12 protein-coding genes are annotated in these 15789 nt (G+C 71.9%); 7 read left to right on the top strand and 5 right to left on the bottom strand.

Going from position 1 to position 15789, the window contains the following annotated elements; translation table 11 throughout:
* Positions 1-136: 136 nt before the first annotated feature.
* Both CLV52_RS16745 and CLV52_RS16740 read left to right on the top strand, forming a co-directional pair.
* Positions 137-1843: a glycoside hydrolase family 16 protein gene (locus CLV52_RS16745; protein WP_133767547.1), complete on the top strand. Its 1707-nt coding sequence runs from the start codon at positions 137-139 to the stop codon at positions 1841-1843.
* 207 nt (positions 1844-2050) lie between these two features.
* Positions 2051-4438, top strand: a complete 2388-nt coding sequence (locus CLV52_RS16740) for a DUF7402 domain-containing protein (protein ID WP_133767546.1) — start codon at positions 2051-2053, stop codon at positions 4436-4438.
* Positions 4439-4501: 63 nt separating this feature from the next.
* On the opposite strand, the gene CLV52_RS16735 is transcribed toward CLV52_RS16740, so the two are convergent.
* On the bottom strand, positions 4502-5281 hold the full coding sequence (locus CLV52_RS16735) for a hypothetical protein (RefSeq protein WP_133767545.1): 780 nt from the start codon (positions 5279-5281) through the stop codon (positions 4502-4504).
* A gap of 137 nt (positions 5282-5418) precedes the next feature.
* On the opposite strand from CLV52_RS16735, the gene CLV52_RS16730 reads away from it, so the two are divergent.
* On the top strand, positions 5419-6900 hold the full coding sequence (locus tag CLV52_RS16730; protein WP_133767544.1) for a flavin-containing monooxygenase: 1482 nt from the start codon (positions 5419-5421) through the stop codon (positions 6898-6900).
* An 80-nt stretch (positions 6901-6980) separates the two neighbouring features.
* Here CLV52_RS16730 and CLV52_RS16725 read toward each other — a convergent pair whose 3' ends face one another.
* Both CLV52_RS16725 and CLV52_RS16720 read right to left on the bottom strand, forming a co-directional pair.
* Entirely contained in the window at positions 6981-7982 is a 1002-nt protein-coding gene (locus CLV52_RS16725; RefSeq protein WP_133767543.1) for a 3-oxoacyl-ACP synthase III family protein, read from the bottom strand.
* A 1-nt stretch (position 7983) separates the two neighbouring features.
* Positions 7984-8205: an acyl carrier protein gene (locus tag CLV52_RS16720; RefSeq protein WP_133767542.1), complete on the bottom strand. Its 222-nt coding sequence runs from the start codon at positions 8203-8205 to the stop codon at positions 7984-7986.
* Positions 8206-8367: 162 nt separating this feature from the next.
* Here CLV52_RS16720 and CLV52_RS16715 point away from each other — a divergent pair, with 162 nt between their 5' ends.
* Positions 8368-9408 (top strand): hypothetical protein, encoded by a 1041-nt coding sequence (locus CLV52_RS16715; RefSeq protein ID WP_133767541.1) that lies wholly within the window; start codon positions 8368-8370, stop codon positions 9406-9408.
* 169 nt (positions 9409-9577) lie between these two features.
* Here the strand turns inward: CLV52_RS16715 and CLV52_RS16710 are convergent, their stop codons facing one another.
* A complete protein-coding gene (locus CLV52_RS16710) occupies positions 9578-10267 on the bottom strand; it encodes a low molecular weight phosphatase family protein (RefSeq protein ID WP_133767540.1) in 690 nt (229 codons plus the stop codon).
* A 196-nt stretch (positions 10268-10463) separates the two neighbouring features.
* The gene (locus CLV52_RS18565; protein WP_162850912.1) at positions 10464-10811 is read right to left on the bottom strand and encodes a hypothetical protein; all 348 of its coding nucleotides are present in this window, start codon (positions 10809-10811) and stop codon (positions 10464-10466) included.
* 513 nt (positions 10812-11324) lie between these two features.
* Between CLV52_RS18565 and CLV52_RS16700 the strand changes: the two genes are divergently transcribed.
* Genes CLV52_RS16700 through CLV52_RS16690 form a run of 3 tightly spaced genes read left to right on the top strand, consistent with a single transcriptional unit; the run spans position 11325 to position 15738 of the window.
* Positions 11325-13037: a glycosyltransferase family 2 protein gene (locus tag CLV52_RS16700; protein ID WP_133767538.1), complete on the top strand. Its 1713-nt coding sequence runs from the start codon at positions 11325-11327 to the stop codon at positions 13035-13037.
* Entirely contained in the window at positions 13034-13765 is a 732-nt protein-coding gene (locus CLV52_RS16695; protein ID WP_133767537.1) for an HlyD family secretion protein, read from the top strand. Before CLV52_RS16700 ends, CLV52_RS16695 begins: the two co-directional genes overlap by 4 nt.
* Positions 13762-15738, top strand: a complete 1977-nt coding sequence (locus CLV52_RS16690) for a glycosyl hydrolase (RefSeq protein WP_133767536.1) — start codon at positions 13762-13764, stop codon at positions 15736-15738. Before CLV52_RS16695 ends, CLV52_RS16690 begins: the two co-directional genes overlap by 4 nt.
* Positions 15739-15789 lie beyond the last annotated feature (51 nt).

Genomic DNA, 15789 nt, shown 5'->3' with positions numbered 1-15789 from the left:
CCGCGGCTCGGCGCCTCCGGGCGCCGGGCCGCGGTCCTCCCCGTTCGACGTGGGGCGCGGCTCGGCGAGACCCCCGTTCGGGGTCTGATCCCGCGAAGCGCACTGCGATCAGGTGATCCGCCATTACAGTGCCGCCGTGGCGGTCGATCGCGCGACTCCGGCCGCGACCGGGCGCCCGAGGCGCCCCGGCGGCCGTCATCGGAGTGCCCTCATCGCCACGGCGCTCGTCGTCGTCGTGGTGGTCGCGGGCGCGGTGGTCGGCGTCCGCGCGGCCGGGATCGGGACGCACGCGTCCGACCTCCCGCGGCTGTGCGCGGTCGACGGCACCGCCTGCGTCGATCTGCGCGTCTCGGCCGCTGCCGCACCGCGCTGGGCGCTGCTGCCGATCGATGCCCGGGGTCGTCTTCGTGTGCAGCCGGGCGCGACGGGCGGTGACGTCGCCGCGGGCGTGGTGGCCTACCTGGACGTCACGGCTCGCGGCACGGTGCGCGTCCTCGCCAGGACGACGACCACGGGTGGGGTGCTGCTCGACCGACGGCGGACGAAGGTCCTGCAGCTCTCCGGAGTCCCGGACGGGGCGGACCGGATCCTCGTGCGCACCGATGGCGTGAAGCCGAGCGCCGACATCGCTCCGCCCTGCACGCGCGGCGCCGCCGGTGAGTGCCGCGATCTTCGCGTCTCGGTCCGCACGATCACCGGCACGCCGTCGTCCGCCGTCGTCACGCGGCTGCTCTCGAACCACCGGGGCCTGTCCGCTGCAGCGGCCCGGCGCGCCGGCGCCGCCGTCTCGACGGAGCTCTCCGCGCGCGCGGACGCGCCCGCCCGGATCGCGGCGACGATCGTTCCGGGCGACGGACGTCTTCGAGTCGACTGGGTGCTGAGCGCCGGCGGGGAGGCCGTGACGTCGGTGCGGGTGTCCCTGCGGCCGCAGGGCGCCGGCGCTCCCGACCGGACGGACGATGCCATCGCGGCCACCGGGTCGCTCGTGCTGCCCGGCCTCGATCGAGCGACCCGGTACATCGTCGACGTCGCGCCGGTCGTGCTGCGGGGGAGCGAGCACGTCGTCGGCGCCCCGGTCGAGCTGTCCGCGATCCCGAACGGGCAGCGCACCTCCGCGGGTCCGATCAGGCCGTCCACCCCGCCGGGCTGGAAGCCGCTGATCCAGGAGGGTTTCGATCGCCCTGCCGCCCTCGGTGCCTTCGCCGACGTCTACCCCGCCTGGTCCTGGTACGACGGCATGACCGAGACGTCGAGGGAGACCGCCCGGCCGCGCTCGCAGGTCGGCGTCTGGCGATCCGCGACGACGACGAGCGTTCGCAACGGGATGCTCGACTGCCACCTCTGGACCAAGGGTCGGCAGCCCCAGGTCTGCGCGATCACGCCCACGCCGGACGGCTCGATCTGGCACGGGCAGCTGTACGGCCGCTACTCGGTGCGGTTCAAGGCGGACCGGGTGCCCGGCTACAAGATCGCCTGGCTGCTCTGGCCGGACTCCGACGACTGGACCAGGGGCGAGGTCGACTTCCCCGAGGCATCGTTGGACAGCACGATCACGGGCAGCACCCACCGCAACGACGGCGACCCGTCGGATTTCGCGTACTACTTCGACACGGCGCAGCCGCTCGGCGGCTGGCACACCGCGACGATCGATTGGGAACCGGGCCGGCTCACCTTCGTCCTCGACGGGGAATCGTGGACGACGACGGCGAAGGCCGGCCTCCCCACGGTGCCGATGCGGTGGACGCTGCAGGCCGAGACGGACATCCAGGACGCGGCGCCCGATCCCGCCGCGGAGGGTGACATCCTCATCGACTGGGTCGCCGCATGGAGTCGCGACCGCTGACGTTCGCTGCGCAGGCCCCCAGTTCACGGGGGATTCGGGTCACGATCGGCCAAGAGAGTACGCAACCCGTTGACTCGCGACCACGGTGCCGTCAGGATTCGTTTGCGGCTGACCCGGCCGTGCCCCCGAACCGACGGGCCTCCCCAGCCCGTTCGACTCCGCGGATGCAGCTCCACACGTGCGCCGTCGGCGTCCTGGAGAACCCGCATGCCCGTGAACCCCGTCCGCCGGCGACGCTTCCTCGTCGTCATCGCTGCCGCTGCCGGTCTCCTGGCCGCAACCATCGCCCCCGCGCTCCCGGCCGCCGCGGCGACGGACTGCTCCAGCGGTTCCGTGCTCGACGTGGTCGCCCATGAGGACGACGACCTCTTCTTCCAGAATCCCGCGATCCAGAACGCGGTCAGCGCGGGCAAGTGCGTCACCACCGCCTACATCACCGCCGGTGACGCCGGGCTCTCCTCGACCTACTGGACCGGGCGCGAGAACGGTGTAAAGGCCGCGTACGCGCAGATGGCCGGCGTCGCGAACACCTGGACCACCGGTTCCGTCACGGTCGGCGGGAAGACGGTCGTCGCGGCGACGCTCACGGCGAAGCCGATCGTGACGCTCGTCTTCTTCCGACTCCCCGACGGCGGCCTCACGGGTGCGGGCTTCGGGGCCACGGGCTCGCAGAGCCTGCCCAAGCTCGAGCAGGGGTACATCCCCAGCATCAGCGCCGTGAACGGCTCCAACTCCTTCACCAGGGCGCAGCTGGTCTCCTCGATCCTCGGCCTGATGACGACGTACCAGGCGACGCAGGTGAACACCCAGGACTACGTCGGGTCCTACGGTGACGGCGACCATTACGACCACCACGCGGTCGCGGTCATGACCCGCGAGGCGTCCGAGGACTACGAGACGCCGCACACCATCACCGGCTACGTCGACTACGCGACGCAGAACATGCCCGTCAACCTCACCACGGCGCAGATCGGCGCGAAGCAGCGGACGTTCGACGCGTACGCGCCCTACGACACCCAGATCTGCCCGAGCAGCGCCGCGTGCGCGGGGCAGCCGGAGGGGGCCTGGCTGCAGCGCCAGTACGTGTCGAGCACGGACGACGGCGGTGGCACGTCCACGCCGACCAATCCGACGTCGGGCACGAACGTCGCCCCGAACGCGATCGCCACCGCCAGCTCGGCTGCGCCCGGTCAGCCCGCGTCCGCCGCGATCGACGGCGTGATCGGCGGCTACCCGACGGCCGACGCCGCCGAGTGGTCATCGGACGGGCAGAAGGCCGGCGCCACGCTGACCCTGACATGGCCGACCGCGCAGACGCTCGACCACGTCACGCTGTACGACCGGCCGAACCTCGACGACCGGATCACCGGCGGCACGCTCACGTTCTCCGACGGCAGCACCGTCGCGGTGCCATCCCTGGTCGACGACGGCACGGGCACGAACATCGCATTCGCGGCCCGGTCGACGACGAGCATCAAGCTCACCGTGACGAGCACCAGTGCCACGACCGTGAACGTCGGCCTCGCCGAGTTCCAGGCATGGACGGCGAGCAGCACCACGACGCCGACGGACCCACCCGCCGGCACGCCCACGAACGTCGCGAGCGCCGCGACGGCGACGGCGAGCTCCCAGAACACCGCCGACGGTCAGGGCGCCGCATCGGCGATCGACGGCACCGCCGCCGGCTACCCCGGGGACTACACCAAGGAGTGGGCGACCGCGGGTGGACGGGCGGGCAGCTGGATCCAGCTGACGTGGCCGTCGGCGCAGACGCTCACCCGCGTCGTGCTGTTCGACCGGCCGAACACGAACGACCAGATCACGAGCGGTCGGCTGCAGTTCTCCGACGGCTCGATCGTCAACGTCGGCTCGCTGAACAACGACGGGACCGCGACCACGATCGACTTCTCGGCCCGCAGCGTCACGAGCGTCCGCCTGCTGATCGACACGGTCAGCGCGACCACCGCGAACGTCGGCCTCGCGGAGTTCCAGGCCTGGACGAACACCTCCTCCAGCGGCACGCCGACGCCGACCGCGACGCCCACGCCGACTCCGACTCCGACGCCGACCGCAACGCCGACGCTGACGCCGACGCCGACGCCGACGCCGACGCCGACGCCGACGCCGACGCCGACGGCCACTCCGGCCCCGAGTCCCACCCCGACCGGGACGCCGACCCCGGGGGCCGGCCCGAACCTCGCGCTGACCGCGACCGCCACGGCCTCCTCCAGCGCCACCGGCCAGACCGCCGCGAAGGCGATCGACGGCAAGATCTCCGGCTACCCGACCGACTACACGGCCGAGTGGGCGACGTCCGGTGGCCGGACCGGAAGCTTCATCACGCTGACGTGGTCCGCGGCGCAGAAGGTGAGCTCGGTGACCCTCTACGACCGGCCGAACACCGACGACCAGATCACCGGTGGGACCCTGACGTTCTCGGACGGCACGACGGTCACCGTCCCGGCGCTGGACAACGCCGGCGGCGCCGTGACGATCACGTTCTCCTCACGTTCCACGACGTCGATCCGCCTGAACGTCACGGCCGTCTCGTCCACGACCAAGAACGTCGGCCTCGCCGAGTTCGAGGTGCGTTGACGGCCTGACCGCGCGAAGGGCCCGGACCGCCCGGTCCAGGCCCTTCGTCGCGCACGCGGCAGGTCAGTCCTCGACGACCTCGAGGCGCAGGAGCCGGAAGCCCACCATCCGCTGGAAGTGGCGCAGGCCGTGCGAGAGGTGCATCGAGATCGTGGTGTCCACGAGATGGTGCACGTGTCGCCCGGTGAGCTCGCGCACGAGAGCCCAGGTCATGAGGTAGCGCGCGTCCGAGGCCTCCGGGCTCGCGCTCAGCGTCCGGAAGTAGCGCAGCGCAGCGACGCCGTCGTCGATCGGCGTGACGGAGAGCAGCAGCGGCGTGCCGGCGGCGGTACGGGCAAGGAGCCAGAGGTCGTAGTCGAGCAGATCGGCGTTGCTCGGACTGTCCGCGCGGTACCGCTCCCGCGGATTCGCCCGCTCGTAGGCGTCGGCGATGTCGACCAGCTCCCGCCGAAGGGCCGGGTCGGTGACGACCTCGTACGTGACGCCGCGCTTCTGAGCCGCGCGGACCTTGCGGCGCAGGGTCTGCTTCGAGGGTCCCGCCTCGTACTCGTCGAACGCGACGGGGATGGTGATCGCTCCGGACACGTTGTGCAGCGGCGTGCGCAGGCGGCGTGCGCCGCGCGAGAGCTCACGACGGACAGCGCGTCCCTCGACGGTCTCGCTCGAGGACACCCGGAGGGTCGGCAGCCGGCGGGCGCTCGCGAACGCGGCCGCCGTCGACCGCGGACGGCGCAGCAGATAGGCGATGCCGGACTGCGCTGCTTCGTACTGGTCGAGAAAGCCGTTGACCTGGGATTCGAGGAACTCGTAATCCCGGTCGTCGATGGTCGAGATGGTCGACACTCATACCCCGTTCGTTCGTGTCGGTAACTGATGCATTCGACCCTTGATCGTCTTGTTTTTCGAGCCCCTCTACTGGGGTCCGTTCAGTGGGATCCCGTCGCTCTGCATAAAGCAATTCCCTCGGTAGAGTTCTGCAAATGCGAATCGCAATTCTCGGCGCCGGCGTTTCCGGTCTCGTCGCGGCTGCCGTGCTGCGCGAGACCGGTCATCAGGTGACGGTGTTCGAGCGGTGCGACGACATCGGCGGCGTCTGGAGCTCATCCCGCCGCTACCCGGGTGTGTCGACGCAGGACGACCGCGTGACCTACTCGTTCTCCGACTCCCCGATGCCGAGGGACTTCCCTGAACACCCGAGTGGACCGATGGTCCAGGCATATCTGCAGAGGTACGCCGAGGACCACGGGCTGCTGGCCGACATCCATTTGCGGACCGAGGTGCTGACCGCCGAGCTCGTCGACGACGACAGCCGGTGGGAGCTCGAGGTGCGGGACGACTCCGGCACCACTCGACGCTCGTTCGATCATCTCGTCGCTGCGCACGGCACCTACTCGACGCCGCACATCCCGGACTGGCCAGGACGGGCAGCGTTCGAGGCGGCAGGCGGGCTCGTGGTGCCGCCCTCCTCGATCGGCGACGGCGCACTGCTCGACGGCCGCGACGTGGTCGTGCTCGGCTGGGGCAAGACCGCGTGCGACGTCGCCGTGGTCGCAGCCGATCGCGCGCGGACCGCGACGCTCGTCGCACGGGAGCTGCGCTGGAAGTACCCGAAGCGGATCGGGTCGCGCCTCACCTTCCGGCACCTCCTGCTCACGCGCCTCGGTGAGCACGCCGTGGCCTCGCCGTCGCGCGGGCTCCCGGGGCGGCTGCTGACGCAGCTCACCCGCGTGCCGCGCAAGCTCGCGATGCTCGGCCTCGCGCGCGTCGTCGATCGTCAGCTCGGGCTCAGCGAGCTCGGCCTGCTGCCGCGCGTGACGTTCCCCGACTCGAACTCGCTCGTCACCGAGGGGTTCTACGAGGCGGTCCGGGACGGGCGCATCGACGTCGTCCGAGACGCGGGCGTGGCCGATCTCGAGGCGGTGGACGGGGTCCCGTCCGTCCGGCTCCGCAGTGGTGCCGTCCTCCCCGCCCGTGTGCTGGTGCCCGCCACCGGCTACGAGCAGGACCTCGACTTCCTCGCGCCGGTGACCCGGGCCCGCCTGCTCGAGCCCGACGGCTCGCTGCTCCTCCACCGCAAGGTGCTTCCGACCACCGTGCCCCGGCTCGCGTTCATCGGCTGGAGCCAGTCCTATCGGAGTCCGCTCACCGCGGAGGTGCAGGCGTTCTGGCTCGCCGGGTTGCTACTCGGCCGAGTACGTCTGCCGTCAGTCGCCGCGCAGCGTCGCGATGCCGCCGTCTACCGCCTGACGCACGCTCAGGCTGCTGCCGCTGGCGCTCCGCAGATGCCGAGCGGTTCGTTCGGCGAGCTCGACGTCCTGCTCGAGGATCTGCGTCTCCCGCTGCCGCGCGCCACGCGGCGCAGGCAACTGCTCACGGCGCTGGACCCCGCCGACTACGCCTACGTGCTGCCTGTGCTTCGTGCCCGGGCGCGACTGGGCGAGACGCAGTCGGTCCCCGCCTGAGCCTTCGGCGCCGGCGACCCTCGAGGCGCCCCCCGATCGCGCGGAGCGATGGGCCGGGTGAACGCTGACGCGCCGTCAGCTCACCAGTCGACGGCCATGCCGGCCCAGGAGAGGCCGACCCCGAATCCGATCAGCACGGACCTGGTTCCGGGCGCCGCGACGCCCTTCTCCCTCGCCGCCTCGATGGCGAGCGGGATGCTCGACGACACCGTGTTGCCGGTGTCGCCGAGCTCGACGACGAAGCGGTCCGCGGGTACGCCGAGCTTCCGCCTGAGATGGTTGAGCATGAAGGCGTTCGCCTGGTGCAGCACCCAGCTGTCCACCTGTTCACCGGGCCAGCCGGCTTTCGCAAGCACCGCTTGTGCGGTCTCCGGCACGACGCGGATCGCGAAGTTGAACACCGCGGTCCCGTCCATGTAGAGGTCGTAGCCGTTCGAGTCGAGGCCGCGGCTCGCGGGATCCGCGGCGGGGAACCTCCCGGCTGGTCCGAGACCACCACCCGGCACGACGAGGGACTCCGCCCCCGAGCCGTCGCTGCCGTACACGAACGAGTGGATGCCCGGCGACTCGGCAGCCACGACGAGGGTCGCGGCCGCGCCGTCGCCGAACAGCGTACGAACGCTCTTGTCGGCGTCGTTGATCAGCCGTGTGTACGTGTCCGCCGTGATGAGCAGCACCGTCGACGCCTGCCCCGAGTCGATCAGGGCGGCGGCGAGACCGAGTCCGTAGACGTATCCGGAGCAGCCGTGGGTGATGTCCGTCGCACCCGCGGAGGAGCGGAGACCCAGCGCGTGATGGACGAGGAGCGAGGTCGCCGGCATCACGTAGTCGGCGGTCTGCGTGCAGACGATCAGATGGTCGACCGAGGCCGGGTCGATGCCGTCCCGCGCGAGCAGCGTCAGGCCCGCGGCGATCGCGAGGTCCGACGTCGTCTGATCGGGGGCCGCCACATGACGGGAGTCGATGCCGGTCTTGCCCGCGATCTTGTCGACGCTCCATTCGGGGAAGCGCGCTGCGAGGTCCGCGTTCGTGAGGGTGCCGGATGGCAGGTAGCCGGCGATCCCCGCGATCCGAGCGGGCACGTCAGGCTGCGGGCGCGAGCAGCGCCGCGATGTCCGCCGGTGTCTCGGCGTCGGCGAGCGCCTTCGGGTCGATGGTCACGCCGAAGCGCTCGTCTGCGATCGAGATGAGGGTCAGATCGGACAGCGAGTCCCATCCGAGGACCTCCAGGTCCGAGTCCAGGTCGACCGAGCCGACCTCCTCCTCGAGGATTTCCGCGACCAGTTCGCGCACGTCGACAGCCATGTCCGCCTCCGGAATCGATGCGGCGGATCGGGTCACCCGCCGTTGGCCGATTGTTCCATTCCGGGGCCCGGCAATGGAACGATTACGTGGTGTTCAGGGCCCCTGCAGACGCGATCTGGGGGCGCCGTGTGGCGTGATCTCGGATTCCGAGGATTTGACACGGTGTATCTCGTGCAATCAGTGCCGCCGGGTGTCGTCGAGCGCCTCGGCGGCGTCGTGGCGGAGATCGCGCGTCGCGAGCGGATCACTCTCCGCAGGACGGGCGCGAAGTCGCTCGTCGCCCTGCCGACGGGTGCTCCCGACGTCGAGCTCATCGAGACCGCACGTGCGGGGCGAGCGCCGCTCCGGATCGCCGTTTCCGGTGACCGGATCGCCGTGCACCTGCCCCACGAGCTCGCCGACGGGGTCGAGGGCACACGACTCGTCGCCGCGCTCCTCAGCGGCGCAGCAGGGGAGCCGCCCAGTGTGCCGGAGCCCGGGCTCCGGATGCCACTCGTGCGCGCTCTTCGGGCCGGCGGACGGCCGGCGCTGCGGTCCTACCTGCTCGGGCGCGCGGAACGTCGCGCGCTGCCCGATCCCGGTGCTCCGGTCGCGCGGACCGAGGGCGCGTTCGACCGCGTCACCCTGGACGCGCTCGGTGTCGCCCAGCTGCGGCGCGCGAGGTCCTCCGGTGGCAGGGCGACGGTGATGTCCCGCGCGGCGAGCGTGGCCCTCGCCGCGCTCGGGGCCGTCACGGCGGAGTCGACGGACGCGAGGGTCGTGCTGCCGTCCGACCTGCGTGCGCTCGTCGGCGGCCACCGGGTCGCCGGCAACTTCGTGTCCGCGGAGGCGTACGGAACCCTCCGAGGCACGGACTGGTCGCCGGCCGGCATCAATCGCATGCTGGCCGCCAGGCGTGCGACCGGGGCTGTCGCCCTTGCTGCGGCCATCGCGCGGCGCGTCCTCCGTCCTGCGCGCGACGGAGGAACCGGGCACCCGACGATCTCGGTGTCATTGATGGGCACGATCGAGCTCACCGGCCTCAGCGTCGAGCACGCACCGGTGCTCGCCTGCGCGACGGTCGGCGGAGCGGCCGGGACCTTCGTCTTCGTCGCGCAGGTCCGCGATGCATTGACCGTGTCGCTGTGGGATGACACCGGCCTGTTCGACGTCGGCGCCTTCCCGGCGGCGTTCCGCGCGGAGATGGAGCGCCGCACGGCCTGAGGACCGCCGGTCCGTCAGGGCGGACTCGGACCGGCGCCGTGAAGCCGCGCCGTTGCGGCCCCACGAGCGCGGCGACGCTCAGCATGGACCGCCGAGATCACGTCGATGTCACGATCCACCGCGACGTCGATGCGCACGGCACGTGCCTCGTCCTCCTGCGCGACGCCGATCAGGCGTGCTGGCGCCACCACCAGTCGCTCGCGGACGAGCCGATGCGCGCCATGCGGTCCTCCGTGAGGTCCACCAGGCGCGAGCCGAGCGTGAGCGCGACCTGGTACGCCTCGTCCGTCGCGTGCCGGTGGATCGCGGCGTCCTCGTGGCCGTCGACCAGCGCCAGCGGGTCGGCGGACGGGAGCGCGCGGTCGCGGTGGAAGACGCTCGTGTGCATCGGCGGCTCGATCAGCGGGATGGAGCCGCGGACCTCGTCCAGCAGCGCGACCGTCTCCGGCATCGTCGTCGGCCTGGGGGAGCGGCCCGTGCGCACCTCGTCCGTCAGGACGGAGACCAGCACGAGCGCCTCCTTCAGCGTGAAGGTGCGGGAGCGGGCGATCGCGGACGTGTTCACGACGGCGCTGCGGTGGTGCCGGTCCGCGGTCAGGATGATGTCGGCCTGCTCGGTGTCCTCGACGGTGAGGGCGCGGCTGCGGTGGCTGACCGAGAACGTCGCGGCGCGCATCGAAGCGCCGAGGCGACCGGCCGCGAGGTCGCAGATGAGGTTCTGGCCCGGGGTGTCGAGTCCGCGGCTGATCACCGTCTCCGCAGCGAGCGGGCCCTCGCCCGCGAACTGCTTCTGGATCGCGAACTCGATGATCGGGGCTCGGCAGACATCGCTGCCATCGACGATCAGCACAGTGCCCATGTTCACTCCCGGTTGGTGCCCGGCCCCCGAACGAGGGGTCTTATGTCTCAGGATGAGGGTGAAGGTGGTATCACTCGCGGAACGACACGGCGTGGCGCGAGAAGAATCCTCCGATCGGTGGTGGGGCGGGGGACCGACGGTGGTTGAGCCGGGCGCTCTGCGCCCGTGCCGAAACCACCCGGAAGGGACTGGCGCGTCAGCCCCACGACTCCGGGACGCCGTCGAGGCGGGCGCCGGCCAGGAAGTCGACCAGTGCCGGCTCCGTGTAGCGGCGGCGGAGCTCCGACAGCTCCTCATGCGCTTCGGCGAGCTCGTCCAGAGCCGCGAGGAGGAGGCCGCCGCGGGCGGAGAGGCGACGCCGCGCGAGGGCCTCCGTCCGATCGGCCTCGTCGAGCAGGTCGTTCCAAGGATCGCGATCGAACTGCTCCTCGACGGCGGCGACCCTTGCGCCGATCGTGGCGTCGATGACGACGACCGCGGCGTGAGCGACGACGTGCGGCAGGTCGCGGAGCGGCCCGTCGAGCACCAGAGCTCGGTACTGCACGTGGCAGAGCCGGCAGCATCGCGCCGGGGCGCAGGAGGCGGCGCACTCCGGACTCCAGGTTCGGGCCGCGTCGGAGGCCGCGAGCAGTGCTGACCGGAACATCGCGCCTCCGTCGTCCTCGACAGGCCACCTGGCGACGATCGTGGCTCGTCCGCGGTCCGAAGGGAACAGGCAGTTGGTCCGCTGCCGTGCGGTCAGCGGCTCGGACGCCGACTGCTCGTGCTCACGCGGGTCGACATCGGACGCGCGACACGAGTCGCCCTCCGGTCACGTCTTGCGGCGATCCGCGGAGGTGCAGGCGGGCTTACACGACGAACCTGGCAGGAACCTGCTCGCATGACTCGGGTCTGATCGGCGGTAACGACACGCCGTCGATCCGTGTGTCGCAGTGGTGAATCGCGTGCTGTCCCCCACACTGGGGGCGTCCACCTCGGGGTGGGCGAGCATCGCCAGAGCCGGCGGGGACCGGCTTTCGTCGTGCGCCTCCGCCATGCACCAGGGAGACGACGCGACATGGCCAGACGCGCCAGCAACCGACATGCGGCCGGAGTGCTCGGCCGCACCAACGAGTCGGCCACGGCGCAGTCGCCGACGATGGTGCTGTTCGTCCTGCTCGGCGTCCTCGGGATCGTCGCGTACGGATCGTTCCTGCTGAACCCGGCGAACCGCGGCGACCTGCTGCCGTGGCTGCTCGTGATCGGCGCCGAGTCGGTGCTGGTCCTGACCGCCCTCCTCTCGATGTGGACGATCCTCGCCGGGGCCCAGGACCCGCGGGACTACGCGTACCACCGCGCCAAGGAGCTGCTCTTCGACGGCCGCTTCATCCGGCAGGCCGCCCTCGAGCAGGACCCGACCCGCTGGCCGCTGCGCGTCGCGGGGGAGCCGGTCGACGTCGACGTCTTCATCACCACCTACGGCGAGGACCTCGCCGTCATCCGCCGCACCGTCCAGGCCGCGGTCGGGATGCACGGCAGGCACCGCACCTACGTGCTCGACGACGGTCTGTCCGACGACGTGCGGCGCATCGCGCGCGCGAGCGGCGCGCACTACTTCCGCCGACCCTCGCGCGATCACGCGAAGGCGGGCAACGTGAACGCCGCACTCGCGAGGACGACCGGCCAGTTCTTCGTGATCCTCGACGCGGACTTCGTCGCCTCGGAGCGGTTCCTGGTCGAGACCCTGCCCTTCTTCTCGCGCCGGACCGTCGCCTTCGTGCAGACCCCGCAGGCGTACGGCAACCTCACGAACTTCATCAGCCGTGGAGCCGCCTACATGCAGACGGTGTTCTACAAGCTGATCCAGCCCGGCCGGAACCGCTTCAACGCGGCGTTCTGCGTGGGGACGAACGTGATGTTCCGTCGATCGGCGATCGAGGACATCGGCGGCATGTACACGAAGTCCGCGTCGGAGGACGTGTGGACCTCGCTGGAGCTGCATGAGCGCGGCTGGCGGAGCGTGTTCCTGCCGGAGATCCTCGCGATCGGCGACGCGCCGGAGACGATCGCGGCGTACGCGAAGCAGCAGCTGCGCTGGGCGACCGGCGGGTTCGAGATCCTGCTGACGCACAACCCCTTCGGCTTCCGCCGGCGCCTCACGCTCGACCAGCGGCTCCAGTACTTCGCGACGGCGACGCACTACCTGACCGGGATCGCCACGGCGCTCCTGCTGCTCGTGCCGCCGCTCGAGATCTTCCTCGACCTGCGGCCGATGACCCTCGGCATCACGCCGCTGACCTGGGCGCTCTACTACGCGGGGTTCTACGGCTTGCAGATCGGGCTCGCGTTCTACGCGGTCGGCTCGTTCCGCATCGAGACGCTGCTGCTCTCCGCCTGCTCGTTCCCGATCTACCTCAAGGCGATCTCGAACGTCATCACGGGCCGGAAGACCACGTGGAGCGTCACCGGGGCGAAGGGGAAGTCCTCGTCGCCGTTCAACTACATCGTTCCCCAGATGCTCACGTTCCTGTTCCTCGCGCTCACGAGCGTCGTCGGCGTCTGGCGGGACATGGACAACGGGGTCTTCACGCTGGCGTCGGCGTGGAACATCACGAACTCGCTGATCATCGCGCTCTTCATCGGTTTCGCGGCGCGTGAGCACGCGCAGATGAAGCGGGAGGCGCGGGTCGCCCGGCGCCTCACCCGCGTGCCGACCGCGCCGGTCGACCACGTGTCGCCGGTCCCGGCGCTCGCCCTGCAGCAGGACGACCGGATGGCGGGTGTCGCATGACCTGGGGCAACCGCGCGCGCCTGTTCTTCGGCTCGATCGGCGTCCTGGTGCTCGTCGCGGCGCTCACGATCGTCTTCAACCAGCGCCAGCACAGCGCGACGAGCGAGACGGCGACCATCACCGCGGTGGACTACCCCGTCGGGTCGACCTACTCCGGCACGGTCACGGACGTCCTCGTCACCGAGGGGGAGCAGGTCCGGAAGGGCGATCCGCTCATCTCGGTCCGCAGCGCGAGCCTCCTCCACGACCTCCGGCAGGGCGTCGTCACCGCGCAGTCGGTCGGGTACAGCGTGTCGTCGACGGGGATCATCCGGTTCGAGTCCGCCGTGGACGGCACCGTGCACGGGCTGGACGTCCAGACCGGCATGTTCGTGCCGGCCGGCAGCACGCTCCTGACCGTGGCGAAGACGGGATCGCTCTCGGTCTCGGCGCGGCTCTCCCTCACCCCGACGGACTACGGGCGTCTGGCGAAGGGGGCGAGCGTCGACCTCGTCCTCCCGGATCAGACCACGATCCCGGGGCGGGTGGACGAGGTCTCGGTCTCCACCGCGAACAGCCGGGCGGTCGCCCAGATCGACGTCGTCAGCTTCCGGCTGCGGGACGACGCCGACGGCGGGCTCATCCAGGCGGGTACCCCGGTCACGGCGATCGTGCACCTGCGGGACGACGGCCCGCTCGCCGGGGTCGTCGACGCGGGCACCGCCCTGCTGCGCAAGGTCGGGCTGTGAGGTCCGGCCGCCGGTGGGCGGCCGCTGCGGCGCTCGTCGTCGTGGGCTCCCTGCTCGCGGGCTGCACCACGGAGGTCCACCACGCGGCGCCGACCGCTGCGGCGACCGCCGCGCCGGCGGCCGCGCTCACCGGCGCGCTCGACTCGCTGCCGGACCGCAGCGCGCAGCGGCGGCCGGCCCGGCTGACCGCCGGCCTCCCGGTGCCGACCAATCGCTGGTTCTCGGGGCTCGTGTTCGGCGCGGCCCCGCAGCCCGTCTTCCCCATGCCGCTCTCGCTGAGCGCCGCGGCGCACGGCTTCTCGATCGGGCTCCCGAAGCCGGTCGCGACCGCGGACACGATCTTCGGTTCCGCGGTCGCCGGCCTCGGGCTGCGGTTCGGCGGCGCGCCGATGCGGGTCGTGCGGTACGACGCGCTGACCGTCACGAGCCGCTTCGGCGACGCGGACGTGCTCTCCGCCGAGGGGTGGCCCTACGTCGCCGTGACGGCTCGGCGGGCGCTGACCGCCTCCTTCACCGCCCCGGTGCGGGCCGGCTCGGACGGCACGCTGCGGGCGGAGGTCGGCGGCACCGTCTACGCGGTGAAGGCGCCGGACGGTGCGGTGTCCGGCACGACCCTGCGCCTCGCCGCCGGGCAGCGGGCCGTGCTCTGGGCGGTCCCCGACGGGGTCCCCGCGAGCACGCTCGCGACCGGCGCGGACGGCGTCGTCACCGGGTCCGCGGTCACGCACGGCGTGTCCGGGAACTGGGCGACGACCCGCCTGCAGTACCGCACGGCGGGGAACCGGTCGACCGTCCTCGCCGCGAACGCCGTGCAGCAGGCCGGCGGCGCCGGCTGCCGTGCCGGCTCGGTGCTCTCCTCGCTCGGGACGCTGTCGCTCTGCACCGGGCGCGCGCTCACCTCGCGGGTCGCAGTCGTTCGCCCGACCGCGTCGATCAGCCTGCAGGGCGTCTCGGACGCCCGGCTCGCGGCGATCCGGGCCCAGCTGACCCGGGACCTCCGCGCGACGCCGGCGGAGCCCGCCGACACCTACGGCGGCGGCAAATGGCTCTACCGCCTCGCGAACCTTGTGACGGTCGCGAAGGCCGCCGGTGCGACCGCGGCCGCGGCGGACGCGCGGAAGCGCCTCGACGCCGCGCTGGTCGAGTGGACGGAGCCCGGCGGCTGCCGGACGAGGACCACCCACTGCTTCGTCCACGACGCCCGCATCGGCGGCGTCGTGGGCCTGCAGGCCTCCTACGGCAGCGACGAGTTCAACGACCACGACTTCCACTACGGGTACTTCCTCTACGCCGCGGCGGTCGCCGTGGCCGATCGGCCCGCGCTCGCGAAGCGGATCGGTCCGGTCATCGACCTCCTCGCCGCCGACGTCGCGTCGCCGACCTCCGCCGCGGGCATCCCCGCCCTGCGGATGTACGACCCGTGGGCCGGCCACTCCTGGGCGAGCGGCTACGCGCCGTTCGCGGACGGCAACAACCAGGAGTCCACGTCCGAAGCGGTCAACGCGTGGAACGGGCTCGCGCTCTGGGCCGGGGTGCGGGGCCGGTCCGACCTCCGGTCGACCGCGACGTGGCTGCTGGCGAACGAGGCGGCCGCGGCGAAGGCGTTCTGGCTCGACCCGGACCTCAGCGCGTTCCCGGCGTTCCGCCACTCCTTCGTCTCGCTGGTCTGGGGCGGGAAGCGGGACAGCGCGACGTGGTTCAGCGCGGATCCCGCCGCGAAGCTCGGCATCCAGCTGATCCCGATGAGTCCGGTCGCGGGGTACCTCCGCACCTCGCCGTCGGCGATGCGTGCCGATCTCGCCGAGGCGCGATCCGCCCGCACCGGCCTGTTCGCCGACTACCTCCTGATGGACGAGGTCCTCGCGGGCGGGTCGAAGTCGGCGGCGCTCCGCCGGCTCGCCGCTCTCCCGGCGGCGCAGATCGACTCGGCGAACTCGAAGGCCTACGCGGCGGCGTGGATCCTCAGCAGGTGAGCCGGGGGCGGGCTGCGCCCGGCCGCGTGGGTCGACGGCCCTCGCGTCCGG

Origin of the sequence: Amnibacterium kyonggiense, from assembly GCF_004364555.1 — a bacterium.
GTDB lineage: Bacteria > Actinomycetota > Actinomycetes > Actinomycetales > Microbacteriaceae > Amnibacterium > Amnibacterium kyonggiense.
Note: the sequence above shows the minus strand (reverse complement) of the source record. Positions and strands in the feature narration are given on the sequence as shown.

Bases quoted from the DNA above. Each gene is read 5' to 3' on its own strand.
- CLV52_RS16700 (WP_133767538.1), top strand. From the start codon at position 11,325: ATGGCCAGACGCGCCAGCAACCGACATGCGGCCGGAGTGCTCGGCCGC.
- CLV52_RS16730 (WP_133767544.1), top strand. From the start codon at position 5,419: ATGCGAATCGCAATTCTCGGCGCCGGCGTTTCCGGTCTCGTCGCGGCT.
- CLV52_RS16740 (WP_133767546.1), top strand. From the start codon at position 2,051: ATGCCCGTGAACCCCGTCCGCCGGCGACGCTTCCTCGTCGTCATCGCT.
- CLV52_RS16720 (WP_133767542.1), bottom strand. From the start codon at position 8,205: ATGGCTGTCGACGTGCGCGAACTGGTCGCGGAAATCCTCGAGGAGGAG.
- CLV52_RS16695 (WP_133767537.1), top strand. From the start codon at position 13,034: ATGACCTGGGGCAACCGCGCGCGCCTGTTCTTCGGCTCGATCGGCGTC.
- CLV52_RS16710 (WP_133767540.1), bottom strand. From the start codon at position 10,267: ATGGGCACTGTGCTGATCGTCGATGGCAGCGATGTCTGCCGAGCCCCG.